This window comes from Nocardia pneumoniae NBRC 100136, assembly GCF_000308755.1.
Taxonomy (GTDB): Bacteria; Actinomycetota; Actinomycetes; order Mycobacteriales; family Mycobacteriaceae; genus Nocardia; species Nocardia pneumoniae.
In genome coordinates this window covers 45,858-66,645 of the sequence record NZ_BAGF01000056.1, presented here as the reverse complement: position 1 = coordinate 66,645, position 20,788 = coordinate 45,858, and the positions used below count along the sequence as shown (strand labels likewise).

Genomic DNA, 20,788 nt, shown 5'->3' with positions numbered 1-20,788 from the left:
GCACCGCCTGCGCGATCACACGGGCGATCCCATTACCCTGGGAGAGAATGTGACGTCCCCCGAGATCAGGAGCGCGATCGGTGTTCGAATCCCTGTCCGACCGGCTTACCGGTGCCCTCAAGGATCTGCGTGGTAAGGGGCGTCTGTCACCGGCCGACATCGACGCCACCTGTCGCGAGATCCGCCTCGCCCTGCTCGAGGCCGACGTCGCGCTGCCCGTGGTGCGCGGTTTCATCGGACGCATCAAGGAGCGCGCCAAGGGCGCGGAGGTCTCCGCGGCGCTGAACCCGGCCCAGCAGGTCGTGAAGATCGTCAACGAGGAGCTCGTCGGTATCCTCGGCGGCGAGACCAGGCGGCTGAATCTGGCCAAGAATCCCCCGACGGTGATCATGCTCGCCGGTCTGCAGGGTTCCGGTAAGACCACGCTGGCGGGCAAGCTGGCGAAGCTGCTGAAGGGGCAGGGCCATCAGCCGCTGCTGGTGGCCTGTGACCTGCAGCGTCCCGGCGCCGTCACCCAGCTGCAAGTGGTCGGCGAGCGCGCAGGCGTGCCCGTCTACGCGCCGCATCCCGGCACCTCCGTCGGTGGCGGCGACAACCCGCTGGGCATCTCGGCCGCCGACCCGGTGAACGTGGCGCGCGGCGGCGTCGAGGAAGCGCGGCAGAAGCAGTACGACGTGGTCATCGTCGACACCGCGGGTCGTCTCGGCATCGACGAAGAGCTGATGCGGCAGGCCGCTGGCATCCGCGACGCCGTGCGGCCGGACGAGACCCTGTTCGTGCTCGACGCGATGATCGGTCAGGACGCGGTCACCACGGCCGAGGCGTTCCGCGACGGCGTCGGCTTCACCGGCGTGGTGCTCACCAAGCTCGACGGCGACGCCCGCGGTGGTGCGGCGCTGAGCGTCCGCGAGGTCACCGGCGTGCCCATCCTGTTCGCCTCCACCGGTGAGAAGCTCGAGGACTTCGACGTCTTCCATCCGGACCGCATGGCCAGCCGCATCCTCGGCATGGGCGACGTGCTCACCCTGATCGAGCAGGCCGAGCAGGTCTACGACGCCAAGCAGGCCGAGGAAGCCGCCCGCAAGATCGGCAGCGGTGAGCTCACCCTCGAGGACTTCCTCGACCAGATGCTGGCCATCCGCAAGATGGGCCCGATCGGCAACCTGCTCGGCATGCTGCCCGGCGCGGGTCAGATGAAAGACGTGCTCGCCCAGGTCGACGACAAGCAGCTCGACCGCGTGCAGGCGATCATCCGCGGCATGACCCCGGCCGAACGGGAGAATCCGAAGATCATCAACGCCTCGCGCCGCCTGCGCATCGCCAACGGCTCCGGTGTCCAGGTCTCCGAGGTCAACCAGCTCGTCGACCGCTTCTTCGAGGCCAAGAAGATGATGGCGATGATGGGCCGCCAGATGGGTCTGCCCGGCTCCCGCCGCGGCAACGCGAAGAAGGGCAAGAAAGGCAAGAAGGGCGGCCGCGGCCCGACCCCGCCGAAGGTGCGTGGCGGATTTCCGGGGATGGGCGGCATGCCGGGAATGCCCGCGGGGATGCCCGACCTGTCCAACATGCCCGCCGGGCTCGACCAGCTGCCTCCTGGCCTCGACGGCTTCGACCTGTCCAAGCTGAAGTTCCCGAAGAAGTAGATCGGGCCCGGCAGTAGGTTGGAGGCAGCCGACGACGTCCGGGAGGTTGCTGTGCATCTGCGAGGAGTGGTTCTCCCGGGCGACGAGGTGCGCGATCTCTGGGTGCGGGACGGGCTGGTGTCCTTCGAGCCCGTTCCCGGCGCCGAAACCCTGTGCCGCACCGGGTGGATCGTGCCCGGACTCGTCGACGCGCACTGCCATGTCGGCATCCGGTACGGCGGAGGCCACGAGGACCGGGCGGGCGCCGTCGCGCAGGCCGAGATCGAACGGGAGGCCGGTGCGCTGCTGCTGCGGGACGCGGGTTCGCCGATCGACACCCGGTTCATCGACGACCATCACGAGCTGCCGCGCATCATCCGCGCGGGCCGTCATATCGCACGGCCGAAGCGCTACATCCGCGAGCTCGGCATCGAGCTCGACGACGAACGCGACCTGCCGGAGATCGTCGCCGAACAGGCCCGCTTCGGCGACGGCTGGGTGAAGATCGTCGGCGACTGGATCGACCGCTCCGTCGGCGACCTGCGCCCGCTGTGGAGCGACGCGATCCTGAAGGAGGCCATCGACGCCGCGCACGCCAATGGCGCCCGGGTCACCGCCCATGTCTTCGGCGAGGACGCGCTGCCCGGCTTGATCAACGCGGGCATCGACTGCCTGGAACACGGCACCGGCCTCACCGAGGACACCATCGAGATGATGGTCGAGCACGGCACCGCCTTGGTCCCGACCCTGGTCAATATCGACACCTTCCCGGAGATCGCCGACAGCGCGGGCAAATTCCCCGTCTACGCCGCGCACATGCGCGACCTGCACCGCCGGGTGCGCGGCACGGTCGCGGCCGCCCACGAGGCGGGCGTGCCCATTTTCGCGGGCACCGACGCCGGCGGTTCCATCCGGCACGGGCGCATCGCCGACGAGATCGCCGCGCTCGGCGCCGCGGGCCTGTCCCGGCACGACGCGCTCGGCGCGGCCTCCTGGGATGCCCGCGGCTGGCTCGGACGCCCTGGCATCGAAGCGGGCGCGCCCGCGGATTTCGTTGTCTACCAGCAGGACCCGCGCACCCACCCGGAAACGCTCACCGCACCGTACGCCGTCGTGCTGCGCGGACGCGTGTACGGCGGGCGCGGTCCGGTCACCGGTCATCGGTAACTCGTCGTTCGCGGCTCACCCGTTCGTCTGGCGAATGAGGCGGATGCGGCTGCCTCGCCTTGGCTCGGCCCGGCGCGGGCTGTTGCCGGAATTCATCCGGCTGCGCAGGTAGGGTCGATTACGTGACCATTCGCCTCGGTTATCAAATGCCCAACTTCAGCTACGGCAAGTCGGTGCGTGAACTGTTCCCGACGGTCATCGCGCAGGCCAGGGAGGCCGAAGCCGGCGGTTTCGACACGGTCTTCGTGATGGACCACTTCTATCAGCTGCCCGGCATCGGCACGCCCGACGAGCCGATGCTCGAGGCGTACACCGCCCTGGGCGGCCTCGCCACGGCGACAGAGCGAATCCAGTTGTCGGCCTTGGTCACCGGCAACACCTACCGCAACCCCGCCATGCTCGCCAAGACCGTCACCACGCTCGACGTGGTCAGCGGCGGCCGCGCGGTGCTGGGCATCGGCGCGGGCTGGTTCGAGCTCGAGCACCGATCCTTCGGCTATGACTTCGGCACCTTCACCACCCGATTCGAACGGCTGGACGAGGCACTGCAGATCATTCAGCCGATGCTGCGCGGCCAGCGCCCCACCTTCGACGGCAAGTGGTATCGCGTCGAGAACGCGATGAACGAGCCGCGCGTGCGCGACGACTTGCCGATCCTGCTCGGCGGCAGCGGCGAGAAGAAGACCTTTCGGCTGGCCGCCCGTTTCGCCGACCACCTCAACCTCATCTGCAACGCCTCCGAGCTCCCACGCAAGATCGAGATCCTGCGTGGGCGCTGCGCTGAGGTCGGCCGCGACCCGGCGACCTTGGAGACCAGCTATCTGTGCTTCCTGATGGTGGACGAAGACGGCGACCTGGCCCGCAAGCAGCAGCAGGACTATTTGAGTCGCATGGGGATCGACCTGTCGGCGCTCTCGGAATCCGAGCGCGCGCAGACTCCGGCCGACCGTCAGTTCGTCGGCACGCCGGATGAGGTTGCCGAGCAGCTGCGGACCCGCGTTCTCGACCACGGCGTCGATGGCCTGATCGTCAACATGGTCTTCCAGGGACACGAGCAGGGCGCGGTCGAACTCATCGGACGCACCCTGGCGCCGCTGGTGGCCTGACGAGCGGGAACCGGACGCGAATGCCGTTGCCGCCGGATACAATCGGCCGATGATAGCCCCTCCGTGGCGAGCGTCGTACGGTGTCGACGCGCCGTCGGTGCTGCTGTTGCTGGGAGTTCTCGCGGTCGCCTACCTTGCCGCCGCACTGGTGGTGGCGCTGTTCCAGCAGCTGCGTCCGAGCCTGCTGCTCCTGCTGATCGGCATCGTGCTCGCCGCGCAGTTCGGGCTGTTCCTGCACGCGACCCTCCGGGGCAAGTTCCGGGTCTGGGCCGGGCTGCTCGACGAGCTCGAACTGCGCGGCGACGAACTGCTACTCGACATGGGCTGCGGGCGCGGCGCGGTGCTGCTCGCGGCCGCGCGGCGGCTGCCCGCCGGGCGCGCGGTCGGCCTGGACCTGTGGTGCTCCACCGATCACTGCACTCCGGCCACCGCCGAACAGAACGCGCTCGCCGAGAACGTCGCCGACCGCATCGAACTGCGCACCGGCGACATGACCCGCATGCCGTTCCCCGACGGCGCCTTCGACGTCGTCGTGTCCAGCCTGGCCATTCACGCCATCAAGTCCGAGCAGGGCCGCGCCGACGCCGTCCGCGAGGCATGCCGTGTCCTGCGTCCCGGGGGGAAGCTGGTCATCGTCGATATCGGTAACACCCGGCACTACCGCGCTACGCTGGCCGGAAACGGCGCGACCGGACTGACCCACCGCACCCTCGGGTGGCGGATGTGGTGGGGTGGCCCCTGGGTGCCCACCCACGCCCTGACCGCCACCGTCCCCGGATAGCCCGGTGACGTATCGCCGCGAACACCGAACGCGATTTCTGGCGCGACCGTCCCTTCTGGCAGAATGGACCACCGTCCTTCCGGACAAGTGTCAGCCCGTCTCCGGTTACGTACCGCGCGGCGGTCACACACTCGAAAGCGCAAAACCGGGCTCGCAGACCATGCGGGTCGCCGAATTGCGTCGTGACCAACCAACGAAAGGCAGATCAGCAGTGGCTGTTCGCATCAAGCTCACCCGCCTGGGCAAGATCCGCAACCCGCAGTACCGCGTCGTCGTCGCGGACGCCCGCACCCGCCGGGACGGCCGGGCCATCGAGTCCATCGGCAAGTACCACCCGAAGGAAGAGCCCTCGCTCATCGAGATCGACTCCGAGCGCGTGCAGTACTGGCTGGGTGTCGGCGCGCAGCCGACCGAGCCGGTCCTCCAGCTGCTGAAGATCACCGGTGACTGGCAGAAGTTCAAGGGCATCGACGGCGCCGAGGGCACCCTGAAGGTGAAGCAGGCGAAGCCGTCGAAGCTGGATCTGTTCAACGCCGCGCTGGCCGCCGCCGACAACGAGCCGGTCGCCGAGGCGGTCACCCCGAAGAAGAAGGCCGCCAAGAAGGACGCCGAAGAGGGCGCCGAGGCCACCGAGGCCACCGAGTAATGAGTGGGTCCTATCCGTCGCGTCTCGAGGTGATGGAGCAATGAGCGCCGTAGTCGCCGATGCCGTCGAGCACCTGGTGCGCGGCATCGTCGCCAACCCCGACGACGTCCGCGTCCATTTGATCACCGGTCGCCGCGGACGCACGGTCGAGGTGCACGTTCATCCCGATGACCTGGGCAAAGTGATCGGTCGCGGCGGACGCACCGCGACCGCGCTGCGCACCCTCGTCGCCGGTATCGGCGGCCGGGGCATCCGGGTCGACGTGGTCGACACCGACCAGTAGATGGAACTCGTCGTCGGACGGGTCGCCAAGGCGCACGGTGTGCGCGGCGAACTTGTCGTCGAGGTGCGCACCGACGAGCCCGAGGCGCGTTTCGCGCCCGGCGTCACGCTGCGCGGTCGACTGCCGCGCACCGACGATGTCCGCGACTTCACCGTGGAGTCGGCCCGCGAGCACTCGGGCCGGCTCCTGGTGTTCCTCGCCGGGGTCGCCGACCGCACCGCGGCGGACGCGCTGCGTGGCATGCTGCTCGTCGTGGACAGCGCGGACCTGCCGCCCTCGGAGGACCCGGACGAGTTCTACGACCACGAGCTGGAAGGGCTGGAGGTCCGCCTCACCGACGAGACCGTGGTGGGGTCCGTGCGCGAGGTGCTGCATTCCGCGGCGGGCGAGCTGCTCGCGGTGCGCGCCGCCGACGACGGCCGGGAGATCCTGATCCCGTTCGTCACCGCGATCGTGCCCACGGTGTCGATCGCCGACGGCGTGATCGTCATCGATCCGCCCGAGGGCCTGCTCGACCCGGAATGACGTGCCGGCAGACCCGATCGCGCCGCGCCCGCCCGGCTCGTGGACGCGGCGGCAGGAGACAGGCATGAGAATCGACGTCGTCACGATCTTCCCCGAGTATCTGGAGCCGCTGCGCACGGCGCTGCTCGGCAAGGCGATCGATAAGGGGCTGATCTCGCTGACGGTGCACGATCTGCGCCGTTGGACGCACGACGTGCACAAGTCGGTGGACGACGCGCCCTACGGCGGCGGTCCCGGCATGGTCATGAAGCCGACCGTCTGGGGTGACGCGCTCGACGAGGTCTGTCCCGACGACGCGCTGCTGGTCGTCCCCACACCGGCTGGCGTGCCGTTCACGCAGGCCACCGCGCACCGGTGGGCCGCAGAGCGGCACCTCGTCTTCGCCTGCGGTCGCTACGAGGGCATCGACCAGCGCGTCTTCGACGACGCCGCCCGCCGGGTCCGCGTGGAGGAGGTCAGCATCGGCGACTACGTGCTGATCGGCGGCGAGGCGGCGGTGCTGGTGATGACCGAGGCCGTGGTCCGGCTGCTGCCCGGCGTGCTCGGCAATCAGCAATCCCACCAAGAGGATTCGTTCTCCGACGGCCTGCTCGAGGGCCCCAGCTATACCCGCCCGGTCTCCTGGCGCGGCCTCGAGGTTCCGCCGATCCTGCTCTCCGGCGACCACGCGAAGGTGGCCGCCTGGCGCCGCGAGCAATCCCTCGCCCGCACTCGCGAACGGCGCCCGGACCTGCTCGCCGATCACGACAGGGAGTCCGGCTCCCAGCACTAGGCACTCCCCGCCGATCACGCGCAGCTTCGCACCTGCGGATAAATCTTGTGGCTCCGGCGCTTCGCCCTCACGGCAGCAAGCCGTGACGCCGCGCCGCCACCACCGCCTCGTGCCTGGAATGGGCGTCGAGTTTGGCCATCGCGTTGCGCAGGTAGCTCTTCACGGTTTCCGGTCCGAGCGAGAGGCGTTGTGCCGCTTCCTGATTCGTACAGCCCAGGGCGATCTGGGACAGCACGTCGAGTTCGCGGCGGGACAGCCGCGGACTGTCGGGATGCGGTTCGCCGACCAGGACGCGGGTCAATCGTTCGCACACCGCGTGCAGTCGCCCGCGCAACCGGTCGTCCTCGGCCGAGCGCGCCATGCCGCGGAGTTCGGCGTGGATGTCGCGCAGTTCCTCGGTGACGGCCGGTGCGGTACCGGCCGACGGCGTGGCCAGCTCCAGCATCCGCAAACGGCGGTCGACCTCGTCGCGAATGGCGATCTCGGTGGCCAGGCGGCGACCGGCCTGGACGACGAGATCCGCGGTGCGGTCACCCAGCGGAGTCGCGCCCCTGGTGGCGGCATAGAGCACCGCGCGGGCACGCTGGTCGACGACCACCGGGACGGCGAGCACCGAACGGATGCCTTCGCCGGAGACCGGCCCGTCGTAGTCGTGGGTGATCGACGACGACGTGCGGTAGTCCGACACCGCGGCGGGACGCCCCGAATCCATCACCCGGCCACCGAGCCCCGACGTGCGCACGACCGCCAACCCGCGCAGCCCGGTGGTGACCGTGCCCACGAACTCCGACAGCAGCAGGGCGTCGCCATGAACTTCGCCGCCGAAGGCCACCGGCACGCCCGCAGTGCTCGCCACCCAGCGGATCTCGGCGCGTAACGCGTCGGCGTCGCGCGGACGCAGCAGCGCGGTGTGGGTCACGGGGACTCACCCCTTTTCGGGGGTAGTGGCCGACGGGATGTGACCCACATCCTATTGCACACCCGGGTAGCGCTGGATCACAGATGAAGGAGAACTGACGATGGGCACCGATCCGAATCAGCGGGTGCGCGAGCTGCTGGACTGTTACGACCGCGCTGACGCGTCGGCGGCGGACCTGCTGTGTGATCGGCACCCGGCCGACCGGGTGGCCTTCACGATCGTCGAGGCAGACCTGTCCTCGACCGACCTCACCTATGGCGAGCTGCGCGAACGCTCGGCCCGATTCGCCGCCGCGCTCGCCGGACTCGGCGTCGAACCGGGCGACCGGGTCGCCACCTTGATGGCGAAGTCGGCGGACCTGGTGGTCGCGCTGCTCGGCATCTGGCGCCGCGGCGCGGTGCACGTCCCGCTGTTCACCGCGTTCGCGCCGCCCGCCATCGCGCTGCGGCTGGACGCCGCCGAGGTCTCCCTCGTCGTCGCCGACTCCGATCAGGCGCCGAAGCTGGCGCCCGGCCCGGATCTGCCCGCGGACCCGCCTTGGCGGCTGATCGTGTCGGGCGCCGACATCCCGGACGGGGCGCTGCGGATGGCCGATCTGCTCGACACCCATTCGGCGACTCACCCGCAGGCACGCGCGGTCGCGGTCGGCGGCGACGGCCTGCTGGTCCAGTTGTTCACCAGCGGCACCACCGGCACGCCCAAAGGCGTCCCGATTCCGCTGCGCGCGCTCGCCTCCTTCCACGCCTACCAGGAGTTCGCGCTGAACGTCCGGCCCGACGACGTGTTCTGGAACGCCGCCGACCCGGGCTGGGCCTACGGCCTCTACTACGCCATCCTCGGCCCGCTGGCCACCGGCATGCGCAGCATCCTGCTGCACGCGGGGTTCTCCGCTCCGCTGACCTGGCAGGTGCTGGAGACCTTCGGCGTCACCAATTTCGCCGCGGCGCCGACGGTCTACCGCGCGCTGCGCGCCGAAAGCGCCGCGCCGCCGGTGCACTCCCGGTTGCGCCGCGCCTCCTCGGCGGGTGAGCCGCTGACGCCCGAGGTCGTCGCATGGTCGGTGGAGCACCTGGGTGTCGCGGTGCGCGACCACTACGGCCAGACCGAGCACGGCATGGTCATCTGCAACGCCTGGCACGACGACCTCGACACCGAGACTCCCGCGGGCTCGATGGGTCGCACGCTGCCCGGCTGGTCCTGCGCGGTGCTCGCCGATGACGCCGACACCATCGCTGCCCCCGGCACGGTGGGCCGGGTCGCCATCGATACCGCGCACAGTCCGCTGCTGTGGTTCCTCGGCTATCTCGACGCCCCGGAACGCACAGCGCAGCGCTACACCGCCGACGGCCGCTGGTACCTGACCGGCGACGCGGGCTCGCAGGACGCGAACGGCTTCTTCCGTTTCTCCGCCCGCGACGACGACGTCATCATCATGGCGGGCTACCGCATCGGCCCGTTCGAAGTGGAGAGCGTCCTCGTGCTGCACGAGCAGGTCGCCGAGGCCGCCGTGGTCGGCATGCCGGACGACCTGCGCGGCGAGGTGCTGGAGGCGTTCGTCGTGCTGCGCGACGGCGCCGTGGCCAGCCCCGAGTTGAAGTCCGAACTGCAGAGTTTGGTGAAACGGAAATTCGCCGCGCACGCCTACCCGCGCAGAGTGCACTTCGTGCCGAGCCTGCCGAAGACGCCCAGTGGCAAGGTGCAGCGATTCGTACTGCGACAGGGAGGTATCCGGTGATGTCGGCACACGAGCCGTCCCTGCCCAGCTACGCGTCCGGCGTTTCCGACGTCCCGCTGCTCGGCGACACCATCGGCGGCAACCTCGCCCGGACCGTCGCGGCATTCCCGGATCGGGAAGCGCTGGTGGACCTTCCGTCCGGACGCCGCTGGACCTACCGCGAACTCGGTGCCGCGGTCGACGCCCTGGCCTGCGGCCTCGCCGATCGCGGCATCGGCAAGGGGGACCGGGTCGGCATCTGGGCGCCGAACTGCGCGGAATGGTTTCTCGTCCAGTTCGCCACGGCGCGCATCGGCGCGATCCTGGTCAACATCAATCCGGCCTACCGCACCAGTGAACTGGAGTACGTGCTCCGTCAGGCGGGCGTGCGGATGCTGGTCGCGGCCGAGCGGTTCAAATCCTCCGACTACGTCGCTATGATCGAGCACGTCCGGCCGAACTGCGCGGCGCTGGAACAGGTTCTCGTACTGGGCACACCCGAGTGGGACGCGCTGTCGCGCACGGTGATCTACGCCGACCGGCTCACCGCGCTCGCCGCGCTGCTGTCGACCGACGATCCGATCAACATCCAGTACACCTCGGGCACAACGGGATTCCCGAAGGGTGCCACGCTCAGCCACCACAACATCCTGAACAACGGCTATTTCGTCGGCGAGCTGTGCGGCTACACCGAACAGGACCGCATCTGCGTCCCGGTGCCGTTCTATCACTGCTTCGGCATGGTGATGGGCAACCTCGCGAGCACGAGTCACGGTGCGGCCATCGTCATTCCGGCGCCCTCCTTCGATCCGAAGGCGACGCTGGCCGCGGTCGATGCCGAGCGCTGCACCTCGTTGTACGGCGTGCCGACGATGTTCATCGACATGCTGACCGAACTGGATTCGGCCACCCCGGATCTGTCCACCCTGCGCACCGGCATCATGGCCGGTTCGCCGTGCCCGGTCGAAGTGATGAAGCGGGTGATCGACCGGATGGGCATGCGCGAGGTGTGCATCTGCTACGGCATGACGGAGACCTCCCCGGTCTCGACCCAGACCCGCCGGGACGACAGCATCGACCGGCGCACCGCCACGGTCGGCCGGGTCGGCCCGCACCTGGAAGTCAAGATAGTCGACCCCGCAACCGGTCTCACGGTGCCGCGCGGCGAACCCGGCGAGCTGTGCACCCGTGGCTACTCGGTGATGCTCGGCTATTGGGACGACCCGGACAAAACCGCCGAGGCGATAGACGCCGCCCGCTGGATGCACACCGGCGACATCGGCGTGATGGACGACGACGGATACCTTTCCATCACCGGACGGATCAAGGACATGGTCATCCGCGGCGGCGAGAACATCTATCCCCGGGAGATCGAGGAATTCCTCTACACCCACCCCGACATTCTCGATGCCCAGGTGATCGGCGTGCCGGACCCGAAGTACGGCGAGGAGTTGATGGCGTGGGTCCGGATGCGCGAAGGCGCAACACCGTTGGACGCGTCGGCGCTGCGCGAGTTCTGCACCGGCAAGCTGGCGCACTTCAAGATCCCGCGCTATGTGCACGTCGTCGAGGAGTTCCCGATGACGGTCACCGGCAAGATCCGCAAGGCCGAAATGCGCGAAATCGCCAAGACACTCCTCGCGTCAACAGCGGAACAGAGGTCGGAGTAGATACGCGACAACTGATCTCGTATGTACATGGGTAACTCACCGGGTACCCCCAGAACCCGAGCGGGACCCAACGCAGGACCTGAACGCAAATCAGGTGTCACCTGACTAGTACGGCCTGAAGACCCGGAGAGGCGGGGGAGCGAGGCGGGGGAGCGAGGCGGGACAGCCTGAAGACTCGGAGAGGCGGAACAGCTAGTGTCTCGGGCGTGACTACAGCGCCCGAGACTTCCAGTGCAGAGTCCAACACCGTGGTCCCTCCCACGCCGCCGCCTTCCGTCGCCGCGGCCGGAGCCAGCGTGAACCGCCGCATCGCCGAGGAACTCGGGGTGCGCGAGACCCAGGTCCGCGCCGCCGTCGAGCTCCTCGACGCGGGCTCGACGGTGCCGTTCATCGCGCGCTACCGCAAGGAGGTCACCGGCGGTCTGGACGACGCCCAGCTGCGCCAGCTCGATGAGCGCCTGCACTACCTGCGCGAACTCGACGAGCGCCGGGCCGCGATCATCGAATCGATCCGCGGCCAGGGCAAACTCGACGACGCGCTGCACCAGCAGATCATGCTCGCCGAGACCAAGGCCCGGCTCGAGGACATCTACCTGCCGTACAAGCCGAAGCGGCGCACCAAGGCGCAGATCGCGCGCGAGGCGGGGCACGAGCCGGTGGCCGATGCGCTGATCAACGACCCGAACACCGATCCGGCGCAGTACAGCACCGAGCAGCTGGACGGAGCACGCGCCATCCTGGTCGAGCGCTTCGCCGAGGACGCCGACCTGGTCGGCGAGCTGCGCGAGCTGATGTGGAACCGCGGGCAGGTCACCTCGACCGTGCGTGCGGGCAAGGAGGAGTCGGGCGCGAAGTTCGCCGACTACTTCGATTTCAGCGAGCCGTTCGACAAGCTGCCCTCCCATCGCATCCTGGCGCTGTTGCGCGGCGAGAAGGAGGAGGTGCTCACCCTGCACCTGGAGCCGGACACCGAGGAGCCGGAGCCGGGCCAGCGCACCGTCTACGAGGGCCGCATCGCCGCCCGCTTCGGCATCGCCGACCGCGGCCGCCCCGCCGACTCCTGGCTGTTGGACACCGTGCGCTGGGCTTGGCGCACCAAACTGCAGGTGAGCCTGGGCATCGACACCAGGATGCGGCTGCGCCAGGCCGCCGAGAAGGACGCGGTCGACGTGTTCGCCGCGAATCTGCGCGATCTGCTGCTCGCCGCGCCCGCGGGCACCCGCACGACCATGGGCCTCGACCCCGGCTACCGCACCGGCGTGAAGGTCGCGGTGGTCGACGCCACCGGCAAGGTGGTCGCCACCGAGGTGATCTACCCGCACAAGCCGCAGGGCCAGACCGAGAAGTCGCTCGCGGTGCTGGGCGCGCTGGTGGCCAGGTTCGGCGTCGAGCTCATCGCGATCGGCAACGGCACCGCGTCACGGGAGACCGACGCCCTTGCCGCCGAACTGATCTCGCGCATCCCGGAGAACAAGCCGACCAAGATCGTGGTGTCCGAGGCGGGCGCTTCGGTGTACTCCGCCTCGGCCTATGCCTCCCAGGAGCTGCCCGATCTGGACGTCTCGCTGCGCGGCGCGGTGTCGATCGCGCGGCGGCTGCAGGACCCGCTGGCCGAGCTGGTGAAGATCGACCCGAAGTCCATCGGCGTCGGCCAGTACCAGCACGACGTGTCGGAATCGCTGCTGGCGCGCTCGCTGGGCGCGGTCGTCGAGGACGCGGTGAACGCGGTCGGCGTCGACGTGAACACGGCCTCGGTGCCGCTGCTGTCGCGGGTATCCGGCATCGCCGGGTCGGTCGCGGAAAGCATTGTCGCGCACCGGGACCAGAACGGCCCGTTCCGCAGCAGGACCGCGCTGCTCGACGTGCCGCGCCTTGGTCCGAAGGCGTTCGAGCAGTGCGCGGGCTTCCTGCGCATCCGCGGGGGCGACGACCCGTTGGACACCTCCGCGGTGCATCCGGAGGCGTACCCGGTGGTGCGGCGCATCCTCGAATCCACCGGCCGCGGCATCGCGGAGGTCATCGGCAACACCTCGGTGCTGCGCGCGCTGCGCGCCGATGACTTCACCGACGAGCGGTTCGGTGTCCCGACCGTCACCGACATCATCGCGGAGCTGGAGAAGCCGGGCCGCGACCCGCGTCCGGAGTTCAAGACCGCGGAGTTCGCCGCAGGCGTGGAGAAGGTCGCCGACCTGAAGCCGGGCATGGTGCTCGAGGGCGTGGTGACGAACGTGGCCGCGTTCGGCGCGTTCGTCGATGTGGGCGTGCATCAGGACGGGCTGGTGCACGTCTCGGCGATGTCGCACAACTTCGTCAAAGACCCGCGCGAGGTGGTCAAGTCCGGCGACGTGGTCAAGGTGAAGGTGCTCGAGGTGGACGTGGCGCGCCAGCGCATCGGTCTGTCCCTGCGTCTCGACGACGAGCCCGGCGTGCCAGGGAAGGGCGGCGACAAGCAGCGTGGCCAGGGCGGCCGATCAGGCGGCGAGCAGCGGCAGCGGCAGAATGGCCAGAACAGGCAGCAGGGCCAAGGCCGTAACCAGGGACAGGGGCGCGGAGGAAACCAGCGTCGCAACGCGCCCCCGCCGAGCGGTGCGATGGCGGACGCGTTGCGCAGGGCGGGCTTCGGCCAGTAGTCCGGTGCACGGGAGGGAGTAGACGGGCATGCGACGGTGGCTCCACGAGGACGTGATCGCCCAGGGGCGGCTGCCGTTGCTGTGCTTCCTCCTCGGGTTCATCGTCGGCTTCCTGTTCATCCGGCTCAGCGTCCGGCTGATCCGGGCGCGGGTGCGCTGGTGGCCCGGTAACCTGCGCGCCGGGGACACCCACATCCATCACATGGTGTTCGGGGTGATCCTGGTGCTCGTGTCCGGCATCGGCATGGTCACGCTGTACCAGGACGCGGACACGGCGACGGCCAGCGGGCTCGCCGCGGCCTTCGGCGTCGGCGCCGCGCTGGTCCTCGACGAGTTCGCGCTGATCTTCTACCTGCGCGACGTGTATTGGGAGGAGCAGGGGCGCACGTCGGTCGACGCGGTTTTCGTCGCGCTGGCCGTGACCGGGCTGCTGCTGCTCGGCTTCCACCCGCTGTGGTTGCTGGACATCAACGACTTCCGGCGCGATCCGAGCATCGAGGTGCGCGTCTTCGTCGTCGTGTTCGCGGCGGTGAACTTGGCGCTGGCCGCGATCGTCATCGCCAAAGGCAAGATCTGGACCGGGCTGTTCGGCATGTTCTTCCTGCCGCTGCTGGTCGTCGGCGCCCTGCGGCTCAGCCGTCCGGGCGCGCCGTGGGCGCGCTGGCGTTACGCCGATCGCAGGCGGCTGATGTACCGGGCCATCGTCCGCGAACGGCGATATCGCCGTCCGGTGATCCGGGCCAAGATCTTCGTCCAAGACCTGGTCGCGGGGAAACCGGACGTCGACCATGTCCGCACGGCGGCGGAGGCGGAACTCACCCGCACGGTGGTTCCCGCGCCACCGGCGCCGCACCGCCACCACTCGCTCTGGCATGCCGACCACAACGCGCTGAAGTCGCCCGGACCACCGCCCGCACAGGACGCGATCTCCGGCGAACACGATCACTGACCGCGCACCGGCCCCTACGTGCGGCCGCGCCACTAGAGTGAAGGGATAACCCAACGCGCTCGGCTCGGGCCGATTTCTTCCGCGCCGCGCTGGTCTGGCACAATGCTCAGGTTGCCCTGGGTGATTGTCGACCCGGCGCACCCCCTAATTCGGAGCATGAACCGGCCGAGCACACGCAGTGCCGCCAGGGTCCTCTGTTCGCGCGAAACCAGAAGGATGGAAATGAACACCCTTGACTTCGTCGACGAAAAGTCGCTGCGCAGCGACGTCCCCGAGTTCCGGCCGGGCGACACGCTCAACGTGCATGTGAAGGTCATCGAAGGCTCGAAGGAGCGCATCCAGGTCTTCAAGGGCGTCGTGATCCGCCGCCAGGGTGGTGGCATCCGCGAGACCTTCACGGTCCGCAAGGTGTCGTTCGGTGTCGGCGTGGAGCGCACCTTCCCGGTGCACAGCCCGAACATCGACCACATCGATGTCGTTACCCGCGGTGACGTCCGCCGCGCCAAGCTCTACTACCTGCGTGAGCTGCGCGGTAAGGCCGCCAAGATCAAGGAAAAGCGCTGAGTTAGCTTTTCGGCACAACGGATTTTGCTCAGCCCGGCATCGAACGTCCGTCTCGATGCCGGGCTAATCTGTTCGGCGTGGCAGACGAAAGTGGGTCGGTGTCGGTGTCCGAATCGGGCGACGAGGGTAAGCGGGGAGTTCGCGCCAGGCGCGGGCAGAAGAAGCAGCAGCGGCCGTTCTGGCAGGAATTGCCGATCCTCATCGTGATCGCCGCGGTGATCGCCGCGCTGATGGTCACCTTCGTCGGCAGGCCGTACGTGATCCCGTCGGAGTCGATGGAGACCACGCTGCACGGGTGCGCCGGATGCACCGGTGACCGCATCTACGTGCAGAAGCTCAGCTACTACTGGGGCGATCCGCAGCCGGGTGACGTGGTCGTGTTCGTCGGGCCGCCCTCGTGGAACACCCACTACAAGTCGATCCGGTCGGACAATCCGGCCATTCGTGGCGTGCAGAACTTCTTCTCCTTCTTCGGCCTGGTGCCGCCGGACGAGAACGACCTGGTGAAGCGGGTGATCGCGGTCGGTGGCCAGACCGTGCAGTGCTGCGACCCGCAGGGACGGGTCATCGTGGACGGCAAGCCGTTGGACGAGCCGTACGCGCGCTACCTCTCCCCGTACGTGCCCGGCCAGCCGTACGGCGCCGGCGGTGGCCGGGAATTCAAGCCCGTGAAGGTGCCCGAGGGACATCTGTGGGTGATGGGCGACAACCGCAACCAGTCCGCCGACTCCCGCGCGCACATCAACGATGACCTGGACGGCACCATTCCGGTGGAGAACGTCCGCGGCAAGGCGGTGTTCAAGATCTGGCCGCCCGGGCGGATCGGACCGGTGCGTTCGGAGAATCCCCAGACGAACTGATCGTCCGGCGCGCAGGATAATTGGATCGTGGGGCAGGGTCGAGTGCCAGTGGGTAACGGTTGGCCGCCGCGCGTGGTCATGCGCAGGGCCGGGGGATTGCGCACGCTGGAGGCCGCGTTGATCCGCAGTGGTCTCGGGCCGGTAGCCGGGGTGGACGAGGCAGGGCGCGGTCCGTGCGCGGGGCCGCTCGTGGTGGCCGCCTGCCTGCTCGCCCCGAAGGCCTATGACAAGCTGGCCGGTCTCGATGATTCCAAGAAGCTCACCGAGGCCACCCGCGAGGAGCTGTACCCGGTGATCACCCGCCTGGCGCTGGCCTACAAAGTGGTCGTCATCCCGGCCTGGGAGATCGACTCGATCGGCATCCACGTGGCGAATATCGAAGGAATGCGCCGCGCCGTCGCCGGGTTGGGCCGGGAGCCGGGCTATGTGCTCACCGACGGGTTCCGGGTGCCCGGCATCCCGGTGCCTTCACTGCCGGTGATCGGTGGCGACGGGTCGGCGGCCTGCATCGCGGCGGCCAGCATCCTGGCGAAGGTCACTCGGGACCGCATAATGGTCGAGCTGGACGAGCGATTCCCCGGCTACGGGTTCGCGGCACACAAGGGGTACAACACCCCCGAGCACACGGCGGCGCTGCACCGCCTCGGCCCGAGCAGCGAACACCGCCGCTCATGGCGCAATGTGCGCCTGGCCGCCGGGCTGCGGTCGGTCGCGGTCGACACCGAAGAGGCGGACGCCGTCCTGGCGGGCGAGCTCGACGAGACGCTGTCCGAGCAGTTTCAGAACGCGCGTACGGCTGGCCGAGTGGCTACCGACGCCGCGCATGCGCGATGATGTCATCACACGACGCGATGCGGCGAGAAGGAGGACGTCCCACCCGATGAGTGCCGAGGACCTCGAGAAGTACGAGACCGAGATGGAGCTCTCGCTGTATCGCGAGTACAAGGACATCGTCGGTCAGTTTTCGTACGTGGTGGAGACCGAGCGCCGCTTCTACCTGGCCAACTCCGTGGAGCTGCGGCCGCAGAACGCCGATGGCGAGGTGTACTTCGAAGTGCGGATGAGCGACGCGTGGGTGTGGGACATGTATCGCCCCGCCCGCTTCGTCAAGCACGTCCGGGTCATCACCTTCAAGGACGTCAACATCGAGGAGCTGGAGAAACCGGACCTGCGGCTGCCCGAGTGAGCGGCCGGATAGTTCTGCACAGCCGCGCGGTTATCAACAGGTTCTCCGAATGCCCAGGTCGGCGACGCTGACCTGATTCGGGCCGGGCGCACGCTGGCCGGGTGACAGATAGACAGGCGCTCGGCGCGCACGGGGAGCAATTGGCGGCGGCGTTTCTGCGCGCCGCGGGGATGGAGATCCTCGCCAGGAATTGGCGGTGCCGGTACGGCGAGCTGGATCTGATCGCCCGAGACGGAGAGGTGACCGCTTTCGTCGAGGTCAAGACCCGCTCGGGGCTCGGCTACGGCACCCCGGCCGAGTCGGTCACCTTCCTCAAGCAACAGCGAATCCGGCGCTTGGCCCTGCTGTGGCTGGCCGAGCAGGACGGGCCGTGGCGGCGCATTCGATTCGACGTCGTGTCGGTGCTGGTGGCACGCGGACGTCCACCGGTGATCGATCATCTCGAGGCGGTGTTCTGAATGGCGCTGGGCCGGGCGCATTCCATCGCGGTCACCGGCGTGGACGGGCTGCTCGTCGAGATCGAGGCCGATATCGGTCAGGGCCTGCCGTCGGTGCACCTGGTCGGCCTGCCCGACGCCGCGTTGCAGGAATCCCGCGACCGGGTGCGCTCCGCGGTGGCCAACTCAGGGGAGAAATGGCCGGACGGCCGGGTGGTCCTCGCGCTGTCTCCCGCGACGTTGCCCAAGCTCGGCAGCGTCTACGACTTGGCGCTGGCCGTCGCGGTGCTGGACGCGTCCGACGCGGTCCCCTCCGAGCGCCTCGCGAAGACGGTGCTGCTCGGTGAACTAGCGCTGGACGGGCGGGTGCGGCGGGTGCGCGGAGTGCTGCCCGCCGTGCTAGCGGCCCGCAACGCGGGCTGGTCGACCGTCGTGGTGCCCGCGGTGACCATGGCCGAGGCCGGACTCGTGGAGGGTATCCAGGTCTTCGGCGCCAGCAGCCTGCGCGGGGTGGTGGCCTGGCTGCGCGGGGAGGGCGCGCTCGCCGAACCGGATGGCGACCTGCCCGATGCGGTGCGCCAGGGCGGTGATCTCAGCGAGGTGGTGGGGCAGGACGAAGCGCGCTGGGCGCTGGAGGTGGCCGCGGCGGGCGGGCACCACCTGCTGCTCACCGGCCCGCCGGGAATCGGCAAAACGATGCTGGCGCAACGTCTTCCGGGCCTGCTGCCGCCGCTCACGGAGACCGAGGCGCTGGAGGTGACCGCGATCCATTCGATGGCGGGCACGCTCGCCGGCGACCACCCGCTGGTGACCGTGCCACCGTTCGTCGCCCCACACCATTCGACGTCGGTGACCGCGATGATCGGTGGCGGCTCGGGGATCGCGCGGCCCGGCGCGGTCAGCCGGGCCCACCGCGGTGTGCTGTTCCTCGACGAGTGCGCCGAACTCGGCACGAAGGTGCTCGAGGCGATGCGAACGCCCTTGGAGGAAGGAGAAGTACGCATCGCCCGGCGCGACGGTGTGGCACGGTATCCCGCCCGATTCCAGCTGGTGCTGGCGGCGAATCCGTGCCCGTGCGCCCCGGCGCGCGACGTCGACTGCATTTGCGCACCGCTGGCTCGCCGCCGCTATCTCGGGAAGCTGTCGGGGCCGCTGATGGACCGAATCGACATCTGGGTGCGGATGCACGGCCAGTCGGGCGCCGCCTTCAGTACCGATGCTGCCGAGAGCAGCGAGGTGGTTCGCGCTCGTGTCGCCGTCGCCCGGCGCGCGGCGGCCGAGCGCTGGCGCGAATACGGGTGGCTGACCAATGCGGAAGTCCCAGGTCACGTTCTGCGGCAGAAGTTCCGCCTCCCCCGGGAAGCCCTCGCGCCCGTCGAGGGTGCCATGCGTCTCGGCCGCATGTCCGCGCGCGGCGCGGACCGCGCCATCCGGATCGCATGGACCATCTGCGACCTGCGTGGGGGAGAAGTGCCCTCGGCGCAGGATGTGCTCGCCGCGCTGAACTTCCGCCAGCGAGGCGCGCAATGAGTGCGGCGCCGCCGCGGGACGGCGGCGCCGCCGAGGTGAGTGGCGTGCCCGCGGCCCCCTCGGGCCCGGCATCCGGCGATCCCGATGCGCGGCGTTCGGCCTGGGTGTACCTGTCGCGAGTGGTGCAGGGCCCGTGCGCGCCGCTGTCGGCGCTGATCGACGCGATCGGAGTGATGGAGGCGGCGCGTGCCGTGCGGGAGTGCGCGCTGCCCGAGCCGTTGCGCGGACCGACGGAGCAGCGGCGCGACATCGACATCGCGGCGCGGGATCTCGAGCTGATCGACCGGATCGGCGGACGAGTGGTGACGCCGGACGACCCGGAGTGGCCCGCCTGGCGCATGCTCGGTCTCACGCAGCTCGAACCGGGCCGCGACCGCGACGGGGCTGTACCGCTCGTCCTGTGGGCCCGCGGCCCCCGATCCCTGCTCGAGTCCAGCGAACGCGCCGTGGCGGTGGTCGGCGCGCGGTGCAGCACCGGCTACGGCAACCGGGTGACCAGCGAGATCGCGGGCGATCTCGCCGCGCAGGGATGGACCATCGTGTCCGGTGCCGCGTTCGGGATCGACAGCATGGCGCACCGCGCGGCATTGGCGGTGGACGGCTCGACCATCGCCGTGCTGGCCTGCGGCATCGACCGGCCGTATCCGGCCCAGCACGAGCGCCTGCTGGCCGATATCGCCGAATCGGGCCTGGTGGTCAGCGAATACCCGCCCGGAGTCACCGCGCACAAGCACCAATTCCTCGCCCGCAATCGCCTGATCGCCGCCCTCGCCGATGGCGTACTGGTCGTGGAGGCGGGGTTGCGCAGTGGTGCCCGCAACACCGTCAAGTGGGCTCGCCGCCTCGGCCGCCCCGCCTTGGCCGTACCCGGCCCGGTGACGTCGGCGGCTTCGGTCGGTTGTCATCGAATGATTCGGGACGGTGAAGCCCTCCTGGTCACCCGTGCCGAGGAAGTCGTCGACGAGGCGGGTCCGCTCCAGCTGTCCTTTCCGGGAGCGACAGCCGACACTCCGGAGGACCGTCTCACCGGGGACGAGGCCCTGGTCTTCGCGGCGCTGCCGAGGATCGGTTCCCGGTTGCCGCTCGAGCTGTCCCAGCAGTGCGGCCTGTCGCTTCCCGTGGTCCGCGCGATCCTCCCGGCCCTCGAATTGGCGGGTCTGGTGGCGGCCGACGACAGCGGTTGGCACCGAACGGCCCGCCGCAGATGAGCGGGCCGACTGCGGGATCCGAACCGGTCGCACGTCGGCACGCCCTCGCTGGCCCTGCCGGAGCACGAGCCGCGGCCCATCGTCCCGGTCGTTGCTGCACGATTCCGACGACGAGGTCGCGCGCAGTGCATGGCGTCCGCAATTGCCGCCGCTTTCGGTCATGGACCGGTGCGGCGGCGAGGCGAGAAGGGCCGAGCGACTGATGCGAGGAGGATGGGC

Annotated in this window: 20 protein-coding genes; 19 read left to right on the top strand and 1 reads right to left on the bottom strand. The window is 69.4% G+C overall.

Going from position 1 to position 20,788, the window contains the following annotated elements; all coding sequences use genetic code 11:
* The first annotated feature begins 80 nt into the window (after nt 1-80).
* The 8 genes from ffh (at nt 81) to trmD (ending at nt 6,902) form a co-directional block, all read left to right on the top strand.
* A complete protein-coding gene (gene ffh / locus ON34_RS17930; RefSeq protein WP_040780681.1) occupies nt 81-1,643 on the top strand; it encodes a signal recognition particle protein in 1,563 nt (520 codons plus the stop codon).
* Between the two features lie 51 nt (nt 1,644-1,694).
* Nucleotides 1,695-2,789 (top strand): amidohydrolase family protein, encoded by a 1,095-nt coding sequence (locus ON34_RS17925; protein WP_040780797.1) that lies wholly within the window; start codon nt 1,695-1,697, stop codon nt 2,787-2,789.
* 122 nt (nt 2,790-2,911) lie between these two features.
* Nucleotides 2,912-3,895: an LLM class F420-dependent oxidoreductase gene (locus ON34_RS17920; RefSeq protein ID WP_040780680.1), complete on the top strand. Its 984-nt coding sequence runs from the start codon at nt 2,912-2,914 to the stop codon at nt 3,893-3,895.
* A 49-nt stretch (nt 3,896-3,944) separates the two neighbouring features.
* The gene (locus tag ON34_RS17915) at nt 3,945-4,676 is read left to right on the top strand and encodes a class I SAM-dependent methyltransferase (protein WP_040780679.1); all 732 of its coding nucleotides are present in this window, start codon (nt 3,945-3,947) and stop codon (nt 4,674-4,676) included.
* Nucleotides 4,677-4,887: 211 nt separating this feature from the next.
* The gene (gene rpsP / locus ON34_RS17910) at nt 4,888-5,322 is read left to right on the top strand and encodes a 30S ribosomal protein S16 (RefSeq protein ID WP_040780677.1); all 435 of its coding nucleotides are present in this window, start codon (nt 4,888-4,890) and stop codon (nt 5,320-5,322) included.
* A 40-nt stretch (nt 5,323-5,362) separates the two neighbouring features.
* Complete coding sequence (locus tag ON34_RS17905; protein ID WP_040780676.1) at nt 5,363-5,605, top strand: RNA-binding protein; 243 nt, start codon at nt 5,363-5,365, stop codon at nt 5,603-5,605.
* Nucleotides 5,606-6,130 (top strand): ribosome maturation factor RimM, encoded by a 525-nt coding sequence (gene rimM, locus ON34_RS17900; RefSeq protein ID WP_040780675.1) that lies wholly within the window; start codon nt 5,606-5,608, stop codon nt 6,128-6,130.
* 64 nt (nt 6,131-6,194) lie between these two features.
* On the top strand, nt 6,195-6,902 hold the full coding sequence (trmD, locus tag ON34_RS17895) for a tRNA (guanosine(37)-N1)-methyltransferase TrmD (RefSeq protein ID WP_040780795.1): 708 nt from the start codon (nt 6,195-6,197) through the stop codon (nt 6,900-6,902).
* Between the two features lie 67 nt (nt 6,903-6,969).
* Here the strand turns inward: trmD and ON34_RS17890 are convergent, their stop codons facing one another.
* Complete coding sequence (locus tag ON34_RS17890; RefSeq protein WP_040780674.1) at nt 6,970-7,821, bottom strand: helix-turn-helix transcriptional regulator; 852 nt, start codon at nt 7,819-7,821, stop codon at nt 6,970-6,972.
* Between the two features lie 100 nt (nt 7,822-7,921).
* On the opposite strand from ON34_RS17890, the gene ON34_RS17885 reads away from it, so the two are divergent.
* The 11 genes from ON34_RS17885 to dprA all read left to right on the top strand — a co-directional run bounded on the left by ON34_RS17885 (nt 7,922) and on the right by dprA (nt 20,569).
* Nucleotides 7,922-9,556 carry an AMP-binding protein gene (locus ON34_RS17885; RefSeq protein ID WP_040780673.1) on the top strand — a complete coding sequence of 545 codons (1,635 nt, stop codon included), beginning with the start codon at nt 7,922-7,924 and terminating at the stop codon, nt 9,554-9,556.
* The gene (locus ON34_RS17880) at nt 9,556-11,205 is read left to right on the top strand and encodes an AMP-binding protein (protein WP_040780672.1); all 1,650 of its coding nucleotides are present in this window, start codon (nt 9,556-9,558) and stop codon (nt 11,203-11,205) included. Before ON34_RS17885 ends, ON34_RS17880 begins: the two co-directional genes overlap by 1 nt.
* A gap of 248 nt (nt 11,206-11,453) precedes the next feature.
* The gene (locus tag ON34_RS17875) at nt 11,454-13,835 is read left to right on the top strand and encodes a Tex family protein (RefSeq protein WP_051022802.1); all 2,382 of its coding nucleotides are present in this window, start codon (nt 11,454-11,456) and stop codon (nt 13,833-13,835) included.
* A 28-nt stretch (nt 13,836-13,863) separates the two neighbouring features.
* The gene (locus tag ON34_RS17870; RefSeq protein ID WP_245548086.1) at nt 13,864-14,784 is read left to right on the top strand and encodes a hypothetical protein; all 921 of its coding nucleotides are present in this window, start codon (nt 13,864-13,866) and stop codon (nt 14,782-14,784) included.
* A gap of 222 nt (nt 14,785-15,006) precedes the next feature.
* Entirely contained in the window at nt 15,007-15,348 is a 342-nt protein-coding gene (gene rplS, locus ON34_RS17865; RefSeq protein ID WP_040780792.1) for a 50S ribosomal protein L19, read from the top strand.
* A 77-nt stretch (nt 15,349-15,425) separates the two neighbouring features.
* Nucleotides 15,426-16,208, top strand: a complete 783-nt coding sequence (gene lepB, locus ON34_RS17860; protein ID WP_373291940.1) for a signal peptidase I — start codon at nt 15,426-15,428, stop codon at nt 16,206-16,208.
* Nucleotides 16,209-16,256: 48 nt separating this feature from the next.
* Nucleotides 16,257-17,042 (top strand): ribonuclease HII, encoded by a 786-nt coding sequence (locus tag ON34_RS17855; RefSeq protein WP_085997091.1) that lies wholly within the window; start codon nt 16,257-16,259, stop codon nt 17,040-17,042.
* A gap of 46 nt (nt 17,043-17,088) precedes the next feature.
* Nucleotides 17,089-17,394 (top strand): DUF2469 domain-containing protein, encoded by a 306-nt coding sequence (locus ON34_RS17850; protein ID WP_011210678.1) that lies wholly within the window; start codon nt 17,089-17,091, stop codon nt 17,392-17,394.
* 101 nt (nt 17,395-17,495) lie between these two features.
* Nucleotides 17,496-17,852 (top strand): YraN family protein, encoded by a 357-nt coding sequence (locus ON34_RS17845; RefSeq protein ID WP_040780667.1) that lies wholly within the window; start codon nt 17,496-17,498, stop codon nt 17,850-17,852.
* Complete coding sequence (locus ON34_RS17840; protein ID WP_040780665.1) at nt 17,853-19,361, top strand: YifB family Mg chelatase-like AAA ATPase; 1,509 nt, start codon at nt 17,853-17,855, stop codon at nt 19,359-19,361.
* The gene (gene dprA, locus ON34_RS17835; RefSeq protein WP_083889524.1) at nt 19,358-20,569 is read left to right on the top strand and encodes a DNA-processing protein DprA; all 1,212 of its coding nucleotides are present in this window, start codon (nt 19,358-19,360) and stop codon (nt 20,567-20,569) included. Before ON34_RS17840 ends, dprA begins: the two co-directional genes overlap by 4 nt.
* Nucleotides 20,570-20,788 lie beyond the last annotated feature (219 nt).

What these genes read in the sequence shown, in the direction of transcription:
- ON34_RS17915 (WP_040780679.1), top strand. Translation starts at nt 3,945, where the DNA reads ATGATAGCCCCTCCGTGGCGAGCGTCGTACGGTGTCGACGCGCCGTCG.
- ON34_RS17905 (WP_040780676.1), top strand. Translation starts at nt 5,363, where the DNA reads ATGAGCGCCGTAGTCGCCGATGCCGTCGAGCACCTGGTGCGCGGCATC.
- rimM (WP_040780675.1), top strand. Translation starts at nt 5,606, where the DNA reads ATGGAACTCGTCGTCGGACGGGTCGCCAAGGCGCACGGTGTGCGCGGC.
- trmD (WP_040780795.1), top strand. Translation starts at nt 6,195, where the DNA reads ATGAGAATCGACGTCGTCACGATCTTCCCCGAGTATCTGGAGCCGCTG.
- ON34_RS17885 (WP_040780673.1), top strand. Translation starts at nt 7,922, where the DNA reads ATGGGCACCGATCCGAATCAGCGGGTGCGCGAGCTGCTGGACTGTTAC.
- ON34_RS17880 (WP_040780672.1), top strand. Translation starts at nt 9,556, where the DNA reads ATGTCGGCACACGAGCCGTCCCTGCCCAGCTACGCGTCCGGCGTTTCC.
- ON34_RS17870 (WP_245548086.1), top strand. Translation starts at nt 13,864, where the DNA reads ATGCGACGGTGGCTCCACGAGGACGTGATCGCCCAGGGGCGGCTGCCG.
- rplS (WP_040780792.1), top strand. Translation starts at nt 15,007, where the DNA reads ATGAACACCCTTGACTTCGTCGACGAAAAGTCGCTGCGCAGCGACGTC.
- ON34_RS17850 (WP_011210678.1), top strand. Translation starts at nt 17,089, where the DNA reads ATGAGTGCCGAGGACCTCGAGAAGTACGAGACCGAGATGGAGCTCTCG.
- ON34_RS17840 (WP_040780665.1), top strand. Translation starts at nt 17,853, where the DNA reads ATGGCGCTGGGCCGGGCGCATTCCATCGCGGTCACCGGCGTGGACGGG.
- dprA (WP_083889524.1), top strand. Translation starts at nt 19,358, where the DNA reads ATGAGTGCGGCGCCGCCGCGGGACGGCGGCGCCGCCGAGGTGAGTGGC.